Here is a 15,409-nt window from a genome sequence, read left to right as displayed (position 1 = left end):
GCGGCAGCTTGCCGACAGGACCGGCGCGCGGGGGCGCGCCGGTCTTTTCCTTTTCCTCGGTCGGATGCTGCGATAAGGTTCGGCCTCGCATGATGAGCCGCCGGGACCGGTAAAGACAGCAGGAACCGACCAGCCGAATGAAACCGCATTTCGCTCTGTCCCTTTCGATGGACGGGATCGCCCTCTTCCACAGGGCCCCCGCGGGATGGGACGTGGTCGGCGAGGTCCCGCTGGACAGCGCGAACCTTCCGGCCGAGCTTGCCCGGCTGCGGGGCATGGCCGAACGGCTGCGCCCCGGCCCCGCGCTCTGCAAGATCGTCGTGCCGAACGACCAGATCCGCTACATGCACATCGCGACCGGCTGGGCCGACAACGGCGAGCGGACCGCGATGGTGGAGGCCGCGCTCGACGGGGCCACGCCCTACGAGCTGGACGAGCTCTCCTATGTCTGCGCGATCAGCGGCGAGACGACCCATGTCGCCGCCGTGGCCCGCGAGACGCTGGACGAGGCCGAGGAATTCGCGACCAGCCACGGCTTCGCCCCGGTGAGCTTCGTCGCGATGCCCGAGAAGGGCGATTTCCTGGGCGAGCCCTTCTTCGGAGAGACCGCGGCCGCCCGGATGCTGCTTGCTACCGGCGAACGGGTCGAGCCCGACTACCTCGCCATCGCCGTTGTCGGCCGCGCCCGCGTCCCCGCGGCGCCGGAGGATGGCCGTGAGACGCACATGGCCGGCACGACGGACACCGCCGCCGCGTCCGGTCAGGCCGAGACGGGGACGCAGTCCGACGGCCCGGAGGCAGTCGCCGCGGCTGCCGATGCCGCGGCCGCCGCGGATCCGGACGCTTCGGCCCAGCCCGAGCAGGCCGCCGCGTCCTCCGCACCGATCAACACCCCCGAGGCAGGGACCGAGGCGTCTTCGATCGAGCCGACGCGCGCCGAAAGCGGCCCGTCCGATACGCCTGGCGAGGACGAGGCAGACAACGCCGGCACAGCGCCCGAGCCGGCGCCGTCCGAAGCGGTGAGTGCGAAGGCCCCGGCCGCACGGCCTCCGGCCGACGTGGCCTCGAAGCCCGCTGGACCGGTGACGCCGGGGACCGGAACGCCCGAAACAGCCCGGCCGGACGCAGCACCCGAGGTACGGACCGCGACACCGGTGCACCCGGACGGCACCGCGCCGGAGGAGGCTCCGGACGCCACCGCCTCCCCCGCGACCGCAGAGCCGGTCGACATCCCCGTCGATGTCGAACCGCTGGTCGCGGAGCACACCGATCCGGCCGCATCAGCGCCCGACGAAGACCCGCGCCCCGCGCCGGCCGGCCCGCTCGAAGGCGCGCGCGACGCCTCCGCCGACGCGAGCGGTCTCCGTGCCGCCTCCCCGTCCCCGGCCGACGCTCCGCTCCGGCCCTCTCCGGAACCCGCCGGCCCCGCGCCGCACCTGCCGGAGACCGACGGCCTGCCGGACCGCGCCGCGCTTCTCGCCACGGAGGCCCAGGACGAGGACAGCGCGCCGCTGCCGCTCTTCCGCCGCCCGGCGGAGCCCCCGCAGAGCCCCGGCGCCACGCCCTCGGGCCGGCCCCGGCCCTTCGACGCGCCCGAGCTGCCCTCGGCCCGGATCACCCCACTGGCCGCGCCCGAGACACCCGCGCCCGCCTTCACGAGCGTCCGCGCCCGCCGGGATGCGCCCGAGAGCGCCGCACCGCCGCTCGCGGGCGTGACCCGGGGCGCGGCGCCCGGCCCCGATGCCGCGCCGCGCGCCTCGGAAAAGACCGAACCGCCCGTCAAATCCGCGCAGCCCGCGAAAGCGGCACCGCCGGCGCCATCGGAACCGCCCGCCACGCCCGAGCCGCCGCTCTCGCGCGAGGCGCCTTCGACCGGGGCCCTGGCGGCCGCCGCGAGCCTGTCGCGCATGGCGCTTCCCGAGGACGAGGAGCCCGAGGAGCCCGCACCCGAATTCCTGTCGCGCAAACGCCCGCCCGAGCCGGTGCAGGCGCGCGCCGCCCGCGGCGGGCTGGGCGGGATGATCGCCCGGCTGAAACGCCCGGCCCGGCAGGAGCCCACGATCGCGGCCCCCGTGGCCACCGCCCCCGCCGCGCCGGAGCCCGCCGCGCCGCGCGCCACGCCGCTCGTCGCCTCGGCTGGACGCGAAGCGCGCGAGGCGGAAGCGGCGCGGATGACCGTCTTCGGCGCCCGGCCCTCGCAGGTGGTCGCCAAGCCGCGCTACCTCGGGCTGCTGCTGACCCTGATCCTCGTCCTCTTCATGATGGGCGTGGCGGCATGGGCCTCGATCTTCATGTCGGACGAGGTGTCGGATCTGCTCCGCCCCGACGCCCGCACCCAGATCGCCGGCAACGCGCCCGAGAGCCCGCCCGCCGACGCGATCTCCGGCCTCGCCACCGAGGAGGAACGCGCCGAGGAGACCGACGGGGACGCGACCGAGCTCGCCCTGGCCGAGACCGTGGAGCCGATGCCACGGCAGGAGGCCCTGCCACAGCCGAGCCTGCGCGAACCGGTGCGGCCCCGCGCGCCCTCAGAGCAGCCCCGCAGCGCCCCGCCGGTGGCCGAGGTGCCCGATGCCGAGGACGAGGCGCGCTATGCCGCGACCGGCGTCTGGGTCAGCGCCCCCTGGGTCGCGCCCGCCCCGATCCCCGGCACGACCGAGGACCTCTACATCGCCTCGATCGACCCGGATGTCCCGAACCTCGATGCCGTGGCCCTGCCGGTCCCCGAGGCCGAGCGCGGCGACATGGCCCCCGGCACCGTCTTCGACCCCGCGCCGCCGGGAACGACCTTCCGGATCGGCGAGGACGGCTTCGTCGTCCCCACCCCCGAGGGCGCGCTGACGCCCGACGGCGTGCTGGTGCGCGCCGGCCCGCCCGAGCGCGTGCCCGGCCCCCGCCCGGCCGAAACCCGGCTCGACGCGCCCGGCCTCACCGCCGCGGACCGGGTCGACATGGCGGTGGAACTGGCGGCCCTGCAGTCCAAGCGCCCCCGCCTGCGCCCCGGCGGGCTGGTCGAAGAGAACGAACGCGGCAAGCTCGGCGGCTTCTCCCGCCAGGAGCTCGCCGCCTACCGGCCCAAGGCGCGCCCCGCCCTGCCCGACGCGCGGCAGGAGGCCGAGGACGCCGCCGAGACCGAGATCGACACCGGCACCGCGCAGGCGGTCGGAACCTCGCGCCGCCCGCGCCCGCGGCCCTCGGAATTCGCGGTGACGGTCGCGGCGGCCCAGGCCGCGGCGATCAAGCCCGTGGCGGTCGTCGCCCCGAGCCAGCCCGTCGCGGTGCAGCCGCGCATCCCCTCGAACACCTCGGTCACCAAGACGGCGACGGTGCGCAACGCGATCAACCTGAACGCCATCAACCTGATCGGGGTCTACGGCCAGCCCTCGAGCCGCCGCGCGCTGGTGAGGATGTCGGACGGGCGCTACCGCAAGGTGAAGGTCGGCGACACCCTCGACGGCGGCCGGGTCTCGGCGATCGGGGACGGACAGCTGAGCTATACCAAGGGCGGACGCAACCACACGCTGGTGATGCCCAAGGGGTGACCGGGCGGCGGGCCCGGGCCCGCCCTGCCACGGCATCCCCACGATGTCTTTCGCCCCATGCCAGGACGCGGTCAGCCGCGCGCCGCCACCGCCTCCGCCGCGGTGACGAGGTCATGGACCAGCGTCCCGGCCATCGAGCGGAAGCACATCACCCGCAGATCCTCTGCCCCGGTCCGCGCGATGGCCGCCGGCATGTGGAAGAGTTCGGTCCGGATCACGCTGCCCTCGGCGAAGGCGCGCGGCCGCAGGTCCACCGGCACCAGCCGCGCCAGCACGTCCACGCCGGCCGCGCCCTGGACGATCACGCTCACCCAGGCGTCGGACTGGTCCGTCAGGGCCGCATGCGCCGCCAGGCCGTCGCCCGGCGCCGCGCCGATCAGCAGCCAGCGGTTGCGCCCGAACCAGAGCACTTCGATCCCGGCGCCCGAGAGCATCCGCCCGGGCCCCGGCAGCGCCAGGCCATGCGCGGCCTCCAGCGCGGCGGACACCTGCGCCACCTCGCCGGCATGGGGCGAGATCCCCGTCATCGGCGCAAACGGCGCCTCGGTCAGGGTCACGGCGCCGATGCGCTTCGGCAGCGCCGCCCCGGCGGGGCTCAATGCGATCAGCTCAGCCACGGGTCCGCTCTCCCTTCGGGTCGTAGGAACACAGGGGCCGGACGACGCACCAGGTCTCGACCCCGCGCAGGTGATCGACCATGCGCAGCGTCTCGCCCAGCCGTTCCGGGCCGGATTTCAGGAAGCCGAGCGCGATCGGGTGGCCCAGCGTCGGCGAATGGCAGGCCGAGGTGACATAGCCCTCGGCGGCCTCGCGCACCGCCGGCGCGTCATGCGCGAAGAGATGCGCCCCCGGCAGCAGCCGCTTCTCGATACCGACCGGGTGCAGCGCCACGAGCCGCTCGCGCTCCGGGTCCACGAGCCCCGGCCGCGCGGCCGCCGCGCGTCCGATGTAATCCTTCCTCGACGACATCAGCCCGCTGAGCCCGAGGTCGTGGCACGTCACGCGGCCATGCATCTCGGCATGGGTCAGCAGCCCCTTCTCGAGCCGGAGCACGTTCAGCGCCTCCATCCCGTAGGCGCCGCCACCCATCCCCTCGGCCCGTGTCACCAGCGCGCGGAAGAGCGCGTCGCCGTAGCGCGCGGGCACGGCGATCTCGTAGGCATGTTCGCCCGAGAAGGAGATCCGGAAGAGCCGCCCCTGCACCCCCATCACCGACACCTCGCCGCAGGCCATGAAGGGGAAATCCCCCTCGGCCATCGGCGCATCGAGCACCCCGTTCAGAAAGTCGCGCGATCCGGGCCCCGCGACGGCGAACTGCGCCCATTGCTCGGTCACGCTCACCATCTGCACGTCGAGCTCGGGCCTGAGCACCTGCGCCACGAATTCGAGATGCCGCATCACCGGCCCTGCGGCGGCGGTGGTCGTGGTCATCAGGTAATGCCCCTCGCCCAGGCAGGCGGTGGTGCCATCGTCCATCACGTGCCCGTCCTCGCGCAGCATGATCCCGTAGCGCACCCGCCCCGGCTTCAGCGTCGAGAAGGTGCCGGTGTAGACGAAGTCGAGGAAGGCCCCCGCGTCCGGCCCCTGGATGTCGATCTTGCCCAGCGTCGAGACATCCGTCACGCCGACCGCATTGCGGACCCAGCCGACCTCGCGGTCGCAGCTCTCGCGCCAGGTCCGCTCGCCCCCCTTCGGGAAATACGACGGGCGGTACCAGAGCCCCGCCTCGATCATCGGCGCGCCCCGCTTGCGGCTCGCCTGGTCCGAGGTCGTCCTGCGCTCGGGCGCGAAGCCCTTGCCCTGCGCGCCCGCCCCCATGGCGGCGATCGCCACGGGCGTATAGGGCGGGCGGTAGGTCGTCGTCCCGGTCTGCGCGATCCCGCGACCGGTCGCATCCGCCAGCACCGCCAGAGCGGCGAGGTTCGAGGTCTTGCCCTGGTCCGGCGCCATGCCCTGCGTGGTGTAGCGCTTCATGTGCTCGACCGAGCGGAAGTTCTCCTGCGCCGCGCCGCGCACGTCCTTCACCGTCACGTCGTTCTGCAGGTCGAGCCAGGCCCGCCTCTTCCCCGGCACCGCCCAGAGGGCCCGGATGCGATAGGGGGCATCCTCCGCCTCGGGCTGCGGCAGGTCCGGCGCGGTCAGGCCCAGCCCGCCGAGCGCCTCCGCGGCGGCGCGCGCGCCGTCCGCGAGGCATCCGGCGGTCGAGAACACGCCCGCCGCGGCGCCGCAGGGGATCAGCCCCGGCACCGCGCCCGGCGCGGGCACGAAGGCGGCGATCCCGTCGTCCCAGACGGGACGGCCGTTCAGGTGGCAGGTGAGGTGCACGTTCGGGTTCCACCCGCCCGAGACGGCGAGGCAGTCGGCCATCACGCCCTGGCTCCGGCCCCCCGCCTCGAACCGCACCGATTCAAGGCCCAGCCGGCCCTCGGCCCCGGTCACCACCCCGCCCGGGTAGAAGGGCACCGAAAGCGTGCTCCTGGCATCGGGCCGTGCGTCGATCAGGGCCGTCACGTGCACGCCCGCGGCGACGAGGTCGGCCGCCGTGCGATGCGCCTCGTCGGTATTGCCGAAGACCGCGACCCGCCGGCCCGGCGCCACGCCGTAACGGTTGAGGTAGGTGCGCACCGCGCCCGCCAGCATCACGCCCGGCCGGTCGTTCCCGGCAAAGGCGACGGGTCGCTCGATCGCGCCTGCGGCCAGCACCGCGCGCTTCGCCGCGATCCGCCAGAAGCATTCCAGCGGCAGGCCGCGCGGCCGGTCGTCGAGGTGGTGGCCCACCCGTTCCAGCGCCCCGAAGGTGCCCTGGTCGTAGACGCCCGTCACCGTGGTCCGCGCCATCACGCGCACGTTCGGCATGGCCCTCAGTCGCGCCACGGCCGCCGCGGCCCAGTCCGATCCCGCGCCCCCGTCGAGCGTCGCGCGCTCGCCGTTCAGCCGCCCGCCCGGCAGCGCATCCTCGTCGGCGAGGATCACGTCGGCACCCGCCTCGGCCGCGGTCAGCGCCGCCATCAGCCCGGCAGGCCCCGCCCCGATCACCAGCAGGTCGCAGTGGGCATAGGCCTTCTCGTAGCGGTCGGGGTTGTGTGCGCCCGACAGCGCCCCCAGCCCCGCCGCCCGGCGGATCGCGGGCTCGTAGACCCATTCCCAGAATTTCCGCGGCCACATGAAGGTCTTGTAGTAGAACCCCGCGCCGATGAAGCGCGATGCCCAATCGTTGACCTCGAGCAGATCCCAGTGCAGCGACGGCCAGCAGTTCTGCGGCCGCGCCTCGAGATCGGCGCGCAGTTCCTGCATCGTGGCGCGCACGTTGGGCTCCGCGCCCGCGCCGCGGCCGATGGTCACCAGCGCGTTCGGCTCCTCGCTCCCGGCCGAGAAGACGCCCCGCGGCCGGTGATACTTGAACGACCGCCCCACGACCCTGATGTCGTTGGCCAGCAGCGCCGAGGCGAGCGTATCGCCGCGGAACCCGGTGTAGTCATGCCCGTCGAAGCGGAACCGCAGCGCCGTGCCCCTGTCGATCAGCCCGCCCGTCTTCAGCCGCATCTACCTGCCCCCCGCCGCGAGGGTCACGCCGTGGATCTCGTGCGTCACCGTGTCCCGTTCCACCACCAGCCAGGCGGTGCAGCCGCTCTCGTGATACCAGAGCTCGCGCGACCGCCCCGCCGGGTTTTCCCGCAGGTGGAGGTATGCATCCCAGGCCGCCGCACCGGCCTCCGGCGCAGGCCGCTCCAGCGCCGCGCCGCCGTAATGGAACTCGCGCCGGTCCCGCTCGCCACAGATCGGACAGCTCAGCCTCATCTCGCGACCCTCATCTTCATCTTTCCAAAAATACTCCCGCCGGAGGCGTCCGCCCCCTCCGCAGCGCTCAGTGCAGGTTGTGCTGCGCCCCGGTGCCTTCCTCGTCCATCAGGCCCGCGCCCGTCCGGAACCGGTCCAGCCGGAACTTCGCCGCCGGGGCGTGGTGCCGCCCGGTGGCGATCAGGTGGGCGAAGGAATAGCCCGAGCCCGGCACCGCCTTGAACCCGCCGTAGCACCAGCCGCAATCGAGGAAGAGCCCCTCGGTCTCCGTCTTGTCGATGATCGGCGAGCCGTCGGGCGTCATGTCCATGATCCCGCCCCAGGAGCGCAGCACCTTCGCCTTGCCGATCATCGGCATCAGCGTCATCGCGGCCTCCATCACGTGTTCGGCCATCGGCAGGTTCCCCCGCTGGGCGTAGCTCGGGTAGAAATCCAGGTCTCCGCCGAACACGAGCCCGCCCTTGTCCGACTGGCTGATGTAGAAGTGCCCCATGCCGAAGCTGACGACATGGTTGATCGCGGGCTTCAGCCCCTCGGTCACGAAGGCCTGGAGCACGTGGCTTTCGATCGGCAGCCGCATCCCCGCCATTGCCGCCACCTGTCCCGAGCGCCCGGCCACCACGATCGCCACCTTCCTGGCCCGGATCGCGCCGCGCGTCGTCTGCACGCCGGTCACGCGGCCGTTCGCGATGTCGATCCCCGTCACCTCGCAGTTCTGGATCAGGTCGACACCGCGGTCCGAGGCGCCCCGCGCATAGCCCCAGGCCACCGCATCGTGCCGCGCGGTCCCGCCGCGCCGGTGCAGGAGCCCGCCGTAGACGGGAAAGCGGATGTTGTCGAAATCGAGATACGGCAGGTGCTTGCGGACGCCGTCGCGGTCGAGGAGTTCCGCGTCGTCGCCCTGGTTCACCATGGCGTTGCCGCGCCGGGCGAAGGCGTCGCGCTGGCCGTCCGAGTGGAACAGGTTGATGAGCCCGCGCTGCGAATGCATGACGTTGTAGTTCAGCTCCTGCTCCAGCCCTTCCCAGAGCTTCAGCGAATGGGAGTAGAACTCGGAATTGCCCGGCAGGAAATAGTTCGCCCGCACGATGGTCGTGTTGCGCCCCACGTTGCCGCCGCCGAGATAGCCCTTCTCCAGCACCGCTACATTGCGGAGGCCGTGCTCCCTGGCCAGGTAATAGGCGGTCGAGAGCCCGTGGCCCCCGCCGCCGATGATGACGATGTCGTATTCGGATTTCGGCTCGGGGTCGCGCCAATGCGGGCGCCAGCCCCTGTTGCCGGTCAGGCCTTCCGACAGGATCCGCAGGGCGGAAAAGCGCATGACTTACCTCCGATGGCACGGGCACGGGCGGTACTGAACCAAGATACCGCCAGTTTGTCCATGCGCGATCCGGGACGCCCTGCCAAGCGCGACAGGGCGCGGTCGCCGCGCGACGGCGGGCTGCCGCTCAGCAGGTTCCGAGGCCGAGCGAGACCATGATCGCGATGACGAGCACCCAGCCGACGACGTGCCCGGTGGCGTCGCGGCGGGCGAGTGCGGGCGCGTGCGGGCGCCTCGCGGGCCAAGGCCGCGGGATCGTCGAGCAGGCGGAGGCCGGGAGCGGAGCCCCTACAGCCCCTTCGCCCGGTAGCTCGCCGCGACCTTGCCGATCGACACGAGGTAGGCCGCCGTGCGCAGGTCGGTGACGTCGTCCCGCCCGTGCCAGACCTCGCGCATGGACTGGTAGGCCGTGCGCATCGTGTCATCGAGCCCCGAGCGCACGAGCTCCAGCTCGTCCGCCCCGCGCAGGTACTTCGTCTTGAAGTCGGGAGAGATCGACCAGGCGTTGCCGAGATACCGGTCGAGTCGCTCCAGCTCGCGCACGATCAGCTCGTGACGGGCCTCTTCCTGGCGGCGCTGCATCCGGCCGAAGCGGATGTGGCTCAGGTTCTTGACCCATTCGAAATAGGACACCGTCACACCGCCCGCATTGGCATACATGTCGGGGATGATCACCACGCCCTTCTCGCGCAGGATGTCGTCCGCCCCGGCGGTGATCGGGCCGTTCGCGGCCTCGATGATCAGCGGCGCGCGGATGCGGGGGGCGTTCTCCATCGTGATCACCCCCTCCATCGCGGCGGGGATGAGGATGTCGCATTCCTCCTCCAGCACGGCCGAGCCTTCCGCCGTGTGGCTCGCATCCGGGAAGCCCGTCACGCCGCCATGTTTCACGATCCAGTCGCGGACGGCCTCGACCTCGATGCCCTTCGGATTGAAGAGCGCGCCGTCCCGTTCGATGATCCCGGTGATGATCGCACCGTCCTCTTCCTGCAGGAACTTGGCCGCGTGGTAGCCCACGTTGCCGAGGCCCTGCACGATCACCCGCTTGCCCTCGAGCGTGCCCTCCATGCCGGCCTGCGCCATGTCCTCCGGATGCCGGAAGAACTCGCGCAGGGCGTATTGCACGCCGCGACCCGTCGCCTCGGTCCGGCCCTGGATGCCGCCGGCGTTGATCGGCTTGCCGGTCACGCAGGCGCGGGAGTTGATGTCGGTCGTGTTCATCCGGGCGTATTGGTCGGCGATCCAGGCCATCTCGCGCTCGCCCGTGCCCATGTCCGGGGCGGGGACGTTCTGGGCGGGGTGGATCATGTCGCGCTTGATCAGCTCGTAGGCGAAGCGCCGGGTGATCTGTTCCAGCTCGTGCTCTTCCCATTCGCGCGGGTCGATGCAGAGCCCGCCCTTGGAGCCGCCGAAGGGCGCCTCCACCAGCGCGCATTTGTAGGTCATCAGCGCCGCCAGCGCCTCGACCTCGTCCTGGTTCACGCTGGTGGCGTAGCGGATGCCGCCCTTGACCGGTTCCATGTGTTCGGAATGGACCGACCGGTAGCCGGTGAAGGTGTGGATCTGGCCGCGCAGACGCACGCCGAAGCGCACCGTGTAGGTGGAGTTGCAGACCCGGATCTTCTGTTCGAGCCCGGGCGCAAGGTCCATCAGCGCCACCGCGCGGTTGAACATCAGATCGACGCTTTCGCGGAACGTCGGCTCCTTGATGATGGGCATGCAACTCTCCTTTTCCGTTGCGACCAGACTCCACCTTTAGACCACATTTTCAACCAATCAGTGACCGGATGCCGAAGGAAATATTGCCAGACCGGGGGGTCGGCGGCGCCCGGCCGCCGACCCCCCGAAACCCCTTCGGATTGTCAGGGACACAGGCCCAATCCATGCCTCGCCATCGCCATCATTTCCCGAACCGCAACGGATCCCGCTTTGCACCGCCGAAATGCCGCATTTCAGCCACCTTCGGCGGGTATTTGTTTCAACAAACAAAAGAACCTGTCCGCAGGCCCCGCCTGACTGACTGCAAGGAATGGTAGAGATGCGTCGCAAGAACCTGATGGACCGGCTCCGCCGGTCGCGCAGGGATATCGAGGATCGGCTTGTCCGCTTCGCGGGCGAGGAGCACGGGGTGATGATCCCGGTGACGATCTTCTTCCTGCTCATCCTCCTGACCGTCTGCGGCATCGGCGTCGACATCATGCGGCAGGAGATGGTGCGCGCGAAGGTGCAGACGACGCTCGACCGCGCGATCCTCGCCGCCGCCGACCTCGACCAGGAGCTGGTGCCCGAGGACGTCGTGCGCGACTATTTCGACAAGTCGGGCATCCTCGACTACCTGACCGAGGTGACGGTGGACCAGGGCAGCACGCACCGCATCGTGACGGCGAGCGCCCAGACCCAGATGAAGACCCAGTTCCTGAGCTCGATCGGCTTTCCGAGCTTCCAGATCAACGCCTATGGCCGGGCCGAGGAAAGCCTCGGCGACGCCGAGATCTCGCTCGTCGTGGACATCTCCGGCTCGATGGGCAGCAACCAAAAGATCCAGCGCCTGCGGTCGGCGGCGAAGGAATTCGTCGACACCGTCATCCTCGACGAGAGCCGCGGCGCGGTGTCGATCAACCTGATCCCCTACACCGCGCAGGTGAATGCCGGGCCGGAGATCATGAACCGGCTGAACATCCCCCGCAAGCACGGCTATTCCAGCTGCGTCCTGTTCCCCGATTCCGCCTTCCGCACCACCGCGATCGACACGCAGACGGCATACGAACAGGCCGAGCATTTCGAGCTCTACGGCAACACCAGCGGCGACGATCCGATCCTCAACCCCTCCTGCCCGCAGAAGGATTACGAAGAGATCATGTCCTTCAGCCAGGACAAGCTGGCGCTGAAGCAGCGGATCAGCCAGCTGACCGACCGGGCCAACACCTCGATCCACATCGGGATGAAATGGGCCGTCGGCATGCTGGACCCGAACTTCCAGCCGGTGGTGAACTCGATGGTCGGCGCCGGCCTGATCGACAGCGATTTCCGCGGCCGCCCCACGGCCTGGACCGGCGGCTCGCTCAAGACGATCATCCTGATGACGGACGGCGAGAACGTGGACACCTACGGCATCACCCCGCAGGCCTATGGCTCTCCGTCGCAGCGCTATCACTGGGCCACCAAGGGCCTGGTCTCCTGGGTGGAGGCGAACGTGGACCGCAGCCGCCGGAGCGAATTCTACTTCCGCCGCTCGTCGGCCCGGAATTCCGACGCCCTGCTGGAGAGCGTCTGCAACGCCGCCAAGGACGCCGGGATCCTCGTCTGGTCGGTAGGCTTCGAGGTGGGCAACCACGGTGCGAACGTGATGCGCAACTGCGCCTCCTCGCCGAACCATTTCTTCCGCGTCGAGGGCGTCGAGATCACCGAGGCCTTCCGCTCCATCGCGCGCCAGCTCAACAAGCTGAAGCTCACCCAATGACCCGCGAGCCCGCCATGTCCCACCCCCTGCGCGGATACGTCCGCCGCTTCGCCCGCGACCAGCGCGGCACCGTCGCCGTGGTCGATTTCGCGATCCTCTTCCCGATCCTGCTGACGATGTTCCTCTCGGGCGTCGAGATGGGGATGATGACCGTCCGCCAGACCCTGATGGAGCACGCGCTCGACCGCGCCGTCCGCGACCTGCGGATCGGCACCGGCGAAGAGGTGACACACGAAAGCCTGCGCCGGCGGATCTGCGGCTACGCCGGCCTGCTGCCGCATTGCGAGACCTCGCTGAAGCTCGAGATGCGGCCGACCGACATGCGGACATTCTCGACCAAGCTGGGCGGCGCTGCGGATTGCATCAACCGGGCGGAAACCGTCAATCCGATCCGCGCCTTCAGCAACGGCCAGCGGAGCGAGCTGATGCTGCTCCGGGCCTGCTATGTCTTCAACCCGATCTTCCCGAACATCGGCTTCGGCTTCCAGGCCGCCAAGAACGAAGCCGGCGACATCCAGCTGATCGCGACCTCCGCCTTCGTGAACGAGCCCACCTGACATGAAACGCCTCGCATCCCGCATCGGCGCCCGGCTTTCCCGCTTCCGGGCCGAGACCTCCGGCAACGTCGCCATCGAGGCGCTGATCCTGCTGCCGCTGCTGTTCTGGGCCTATCTCGCGATGTTCTCGTATTTCGACATGCTGCGGCAACAATCGCTGAACCAGAAGGCGTCCTTCACACTGGCCGACATGCTCTCGCGCGAGACGCTCGAGATCAACGACCAGTACGTGACCAACGCGCATGACCTGTTCAAGTCGATGATCCGTTCGGACAGCAGCACCGCGATGCGCATCTCGGTGCTGAAGTGGAACGCCCCGTCGAACCGCTTCGACGTGATGTGGTCCGAGGCCCGCGGACCCGCGACCGCGATGAATGCGGGACAGGCGAACGGCATGACCGCGAAACTGCCCCTCATGCCGTCCGGGGAAGAGGTGATCCTCGTCGAGACCTGGACGACCTACGCCATCCCCTTCAAGATCGGCATGGACGATTTCGAGATGAACACCTTCACCTTCGTCCGCCCCCGCTTCACCAGCCAGCTCAAATGGGAAAACACCGACGTCTGAGCCGCCGGCCGGGGTCGTCCCCGGGGCCCGCGCTCAGCTGTCGGCGTCCGCGGCCTCGGCCACCTTGCGCTCCACCAGCATGATCGCGATCGCGTCGGCCATCGCCTTGGCCTGCGCGGCATGGGCCACGCCGCCGACCCCGACGCGCCGCCCGATCCGCCAGTAGAGCCCCGGCCGCCAGCGCCGCGCGCCGGGCACCGTCAGGCGCAGGAGGAACCCGTTGGAGGGCTTGAAGGCAAAGGCCCCCCGGTCGACCGAGGCGATCTGCCCGATCGGCGCAATCACCTCGCCCGCGCTGTCGCAGAGGCCCTCCTCCGTCAGGATCACCGCCAGCGCCGTGGCCCGCTGCATCGCCCGCGCGGCCCAGATCACCGCCGCCCCCGCGACAAGGATCAGCACCCGCAGCAGGACCGAGCCGCCGTCCTGGAACAGGCCCAGCCAGATCAGGATGAAGCCCAGCCCGATCAGCACGCCGATCCCGAAGACCCGCCGCCCGCCCGAGGCCTCGACCCGCGCCAGTTCCCTGCCCTGCTCACCCTGCATCCCGGCTCCCCCTGCCAATCCTGGCCAATCCTGCCGCGGCCATACCGCCCTCGCCGTCCCCGCGCCAGCGCCTGCCGCCGCCCCTGCTTCATCTTTCCGGAAATACTCCCGCCGGAGGCCATGGCTCCGAAGGGCTCGATGCCCTTCGGAGGCATTCCGCTGGCGACGTCCCGCGGAGGTCGCAGGACGCCGCGCCCCGGGCGCTACTCCGCCGCCGCCGACTCGAGCGCCGGACGGATGGTCGCCTCGATCACCCGCTCCGTGACCGGTCCGGCGAAGCGCGTCACGACCTTGCCCTCCCCGTCGATCACGAAGGTCTCGGGCACGCCGTAGAGCCCCCAGTCCAGCCCCGTCCGGCCGTCCGCGTCCTGCCCCACGGCCGCGTAGGGATTGCCCAGCTCCTCTAGGAATGCCAGCGCCTGCGGCGCCTTGTCCTTGTAGTTCACTCCGTAGATCGTCACCCCCTCTGCGGCCAGCGCCTCGAGATTGGGATGCTCGACCCGGCAGGGCGCGCACCAGCTCGCCCAGAAGTTCACCAGCTTCACCTCGCCATCGGCCAGCATGGACCCGTCGAAGGCCGGCAGGTCCCCAAGCGGCGTGACCACCAGGTCCGGCGCCGTCCGCCCGGCCAGCGCCGAGGGCAGCGCGTCAGGATCGTCGCGCTGCATCCCCACGAGGAACATCGCCGCAAGCCCGAGGAAGATCACCGGCGGCACCAGCATCAGGGGTCTAATCTTGGCCATTGCGTCGCGCCTCCACCTTCTCGAGGGCCGCCTTGACCCGTTTCGCCCGCCACAGGCTCCAGAGCACCAGCACCGCCAGCAGCGCCAGCGACACCGCATAGGCGCTCAGCACCGCGCCCGCGTATTTCCCGAGATCCGGCATCACGCCATCCGCTCCCGCGCCATCAGCGCCCGCATCCGCCGCGCCCGGATCTCGGTCCGGGTCCGCAGAAGCACGAGCGCGAGGAAGAACAGCACGAAGCCCGCGATGCACAGGAGCAGCGGGAAGTAGAAGACGTCGGCCACGTTCTCCTCCTTGTCGAGCGACAGCGAGGCGCCCTGGTGCAGCCCCTGGTTCCAGAAGTTCACCGCGTAGCGGCTGAGCAGCGCGAAGACCGAGCCCACGAGGCAGAGGACCGAGGTCAGGTCCGCCGCCGTGTCCCCGTCCTCGATCGCGGCCCAGAGGGCGATATAGCCGAGGTAGAAGAGGAACAGGATCAGGAACGAGGTCAGCCGCGGGTCCCAGGCCCACCAGGTGCCCCACATCGGCTGGCCCCAGATCGCACCGGTCAGAAGCGCGATCACCGTCATCACCGCGCCCACCGGGGCCGCGGCGCGCGCGGCCAGCGCGCTCACGTGGTGGCGCCGGACCAGCCAGACGAGCGAGGCGGCGAGCATCATCAGCCAGCCGTTGATCGCCATCAGCGCGGCGGGGACGTGCAGGTAGATGATCTTCACGGTCGAGCCCTGGCGGTAATCGTCGGGCGTCAGGAAGAACCCCCAGGCGAGGCCCGCGACCAGCGCGATCGCCGACAGCCCGGCGATCCACGGCAGGACCCTGTCCGTGACGGACATGAACTTGCGCGGGTTCGCATATTCCCAGATCGAGGCCATGAGG

At 70.7% G+C, this 15,409-nt stretch carries 13 protein-coding genes; 4 read left to right on the top strand and 9 right to left on the bottom strand.

Going from position 1 to position 15,409, the window contains the following annotated elements; all coding sequences use genetic code 11:
• Positions 1–137 precede the first annotated feature (137 nt).
• The gene (locus Q344_RS0120050; protein WP_028288357.1) at positions 138–3,542 is read left to right on the top strand and encodes a hypothetical protein; all 3,405 of its coding nucleotides are present in this window, start codon (positions 138–140) and stop codon (positions 3,540–3,542) included.
• A 71-nt stretch (positions 3,543–3,613) separates the two neighbouring features.
• Here Q344_RS0120050 and Q344_RS0120045 read toward each other — a convergent pair whose 3' ends face one another.
• The 5 genes from Q344_RS0120045 to Q344_RS0120025 all read right to left on the bottom strand — a co-directional run bounded on the left by Q344_RS0120045 (position 3,614) and on the right by Q344_RS0120025 (position 10,380).
• Entirely contained in the window at positions 3,614–4,159 is a 546-nt protein-coding gene (locus tag Q344_RS0120045) for a sarcosine oxidase subunit gamma (protein ID WP_028288356.1), read from the bottom strand.
• The gene (locus tag Q344_RS0120040) at positions 4,152–7,085 is read right to left on the bottom strand and encodes a sarcosine oxidase subunit alpha family protein (RefSeq protein WP_028288355.1); all 2,934 of its coding nucleotides are present in this window, start codon (positions 7,083–7,085) and stop codon (positions 4,152–4,154) included. Before Q344_RS0120040 ends, Q344_RS0120045 begins: the two co-directional genes overlap by 8 nt.
• Positions 7,086–7,340 carry a sarcosine oxidase subunit delta gene (locus Q344_RS0120035; RefSeq protein ID WP_028288354.1) on the bottom strand — a complete coding sequence of 85 codons (255 nt, stop codon included), beginning with the start codon at positions 7,338–7,340 and terminating at the stop codon, positions 7,086–7,088.
• A 67-nt stretch (positions 7,341–7,407) separates the two neighbouring features.
• Positions 7,408–8,661 carry a sarcosine oxidase subunit beta family protein gene (locus tag Q344_RS0120030; protein ID WP_028288353.1) on the bottom strand — a complete coding sequence of 418 codons (1,254 nt, stop codon included), beginning with the start codon at positions 8,659–8,661 and terminating at the stop codon, positions 7,408–7,410.
• 288 nt (positions 8,662–8,949) lie between these two features.
• Positions 8,950–10,380, bottom strand: coding sequence for a Glu/Leu/Phe/Val family dehydrogenase (locus Q344_RS0120025; protein ID WP_028288352.1), 1,431 nt, complete (start codon positions 10,378–10,380; stop codon positions 8,950–8,952).
• A 319-nt stretch (positions 10,381–10,699) separates the two neighbouring features.
• Here Q344_RS0120025 and Q344_RS0120020 point away from each other — a divergent pair, with 319 nt between their 5' ends.
• From Q344_RS0120020 to Q344_RS24550, 3 genes are read left to right on the top strand one after another with little or no spacing between them, the layout of a single operon-like run.
• Positions 10,700–12,121: a TadE/TadG family type IV pilus assembly protein gene (locus tag Q344_RS0120020; protein ID WP_028288351.1), complete on the top strand. Its 1,422-nt coding sequence runs from the start codon at positions 10,700–10,702 to the stop codon at positions 12,119–12,121.
• Positions 12,118–12,678 (top strand): TadE/TadG family type IV pilus assembly protein, encoded by a 561-nt coding sequence (locus Q344_RS0120015; protein ID WP_244881794.1) that lies wholly within the window; start codon positions 12,118–12,120, stop codon positions 12,676–12,678. Before Q344_RS0120020 ends, Q344_RS0120015 begins: the two co-directional genes overlap by 4 nt.
• Before the next feature lies 1 nt (position 12,679).
• On the top strand, positions 12,680–13,246 hold the full coding sequence (locus Q344_RS24550) for a TadE/TadG family type IV pilus assembly protein (protein WP_051630897.1): 567 nt from the start codon (positions 12,680–12,682) through the stop codon (positions 13,244–13,246).
• Between the two features lie 33 nt (positions 13,247–13,279).
• Here the strand turns inward: Q344_RS24550 and Q344_RS0120005 are convergent, their stop codons facing one another.
• The 4 genes from Q344_RS0120005 to Q344_RS0119990 all read right to left on the bottom strand — a co-directional run bounded on the left by Q344_RS0120005 (position 13,280) and on the right by Q344_RS0119990 (position 15,405).
• Positions 13,280–13,789: a hypothetical protein gene (locus Q344_RS0120005; protein WP_028288349.1), complete on the bottom strand. Its 510-nt coding sequence runs from the start codon at positions 13,787–13,789 to the stop codon at positions 13,280–13,282.
• Between the two features lie 203 nt (positions 13,790–13,992).
• Complete coding sequence (locus Q344_RS0120000; protein ID WP_028288348.1) at positions 13,993–14,532, bottom strand: DsbE family thiol:disulfide interchange protein; 540 nt, start codon at positions 14,530–14,532, stop codon at positions 13,993–13,995.
• Positions 14,519–14,674, bottom strand: a complete 156-nt coding sequence (ccmD, locus tag Q344_RS0119995; RefSeq protein WP_409372506.1) for a heme exporter protein CcmD — start codon at positions 14,672–14,674, stop codon at positions 14,519–14,521. Before ccmD ends, Q344_RS0120000 begins: the two co-directional genes overlap by 14 nt.
• A complete protein-coding gene (locus Q344_RS0119990; protein ID WP_028288346.1) occupies positions 14,674–15,405 on the bottom strand; it encodes a heme ABC transporter permease in 732 nt (243 codons plus the stop codon). The genes ccmD and Q344_RS0119990 overlap by 1 nt, the downstream gene beginning before the upstream one ends.
• Positions 15,406–15,409 lie beyond the last annotated feature (4 nt).

Origin of the sequence: Pseudooceanicola nanhaiensis DSM 18065, assembly GCF_000688295.1 — a bacterium.
In the GTDB taxonomy this organism is placed as follows: domain Bacteria; phylum Pseudomonadota; class Alphaproteobacteria; order Rhodobacterales; family Rhodobacteraceae; genus Pseudooceanicola; species Pseudooceanicola nanhaiensis.
The sequence above is the reverse complement of the archived record's forward strand: the minus strand, read 5'-3'. Positions and strand labels throughout refer to the sequence as shown.

Coding starts and splice junctions, on each gene's coding strand:
- Q344_RS0120050 (WP_028288357.1), top strand. CDS start 138: ATGAAACCGCATTTCGCTCTGTCCCTTTCGATGGACGGGATCGCCCTC.
- Q344_RS0120040 (WP_028288355.1), bottom strand. CDS start 7,085: ATGCGGCTGAAGACGGGCGGGCTGATCGACAGGGGCACGGCGCTGCGG.
- Q344_RS0120035 (WP_028288354.1), bottom strand. CDS start 7,340: ATGAGGCTGAGCTGTCCGATCTGTGGCGAGCGGGACCGGCGCGAGTTC.
- Q344_RS0120030 (WP_028288353.1), bottom strand. CDS start 8,661: ATGCGCTTTTCCGCCCTGCGGATCCTGTCGGAAGGCCTGACCGGCAAC.
- Q344_RS0120025 (WP_028288352.1), bottom strand. CDS start 10,380: ATGCCCATCATCAAGGAGCCGACGTTCCGCGAAAGCGTCGATCTGATG.
- Q344_RS0120020 (WP_028288351.1), top strand. CDS start 10,700: ATGCGTCGCAAGAACCTGATGGACCGGCTCCGCCGGTCGCGCAGGGAT.
- Q344_RS0120015 (WP_244881794.1), top strand. CDS start 12,118: ATGACCCGCGAGCCCGCCATGTCCCACCCCCTGCGCGGATACGTCCGC.
- Q344_RS24550 (WP_051630897.1), top strand. CDS start 12,680: ATGAAACGCCTCGCATCCCGCATCGGCGCCCGGCTTTCCCGCTTCCGG.
- Q344_RS0120005 (WP_028288349.1), bottom strand. CDS start 13,789: ATGCAGGGTGAGCAGGGCAGGGAACTGGCGCGGGTCGAGGCCTCGGGC.
- Q344_RS0120000 (WP_028288348.1), bottom strand. CDS start 14,532: ATGGCCAAGATTAGACCCCTGATGCTGGTGCCGCCGGTGATCTTCCTC.
- ccmD (WP_409372506.1), bottom strand. CDS start 14,674: ATGCCGGATCTCGGGAAATACGCGGGCGCGGTGCTGAGCGCCTATGCG.
- Q344_RS0119990 (WP_028288346.1), bottom strand. CDS start 15,405: ATGGCCTCGATCTGGGAATATGCGAACCCGCGCAAGTTCATGTCCGTC.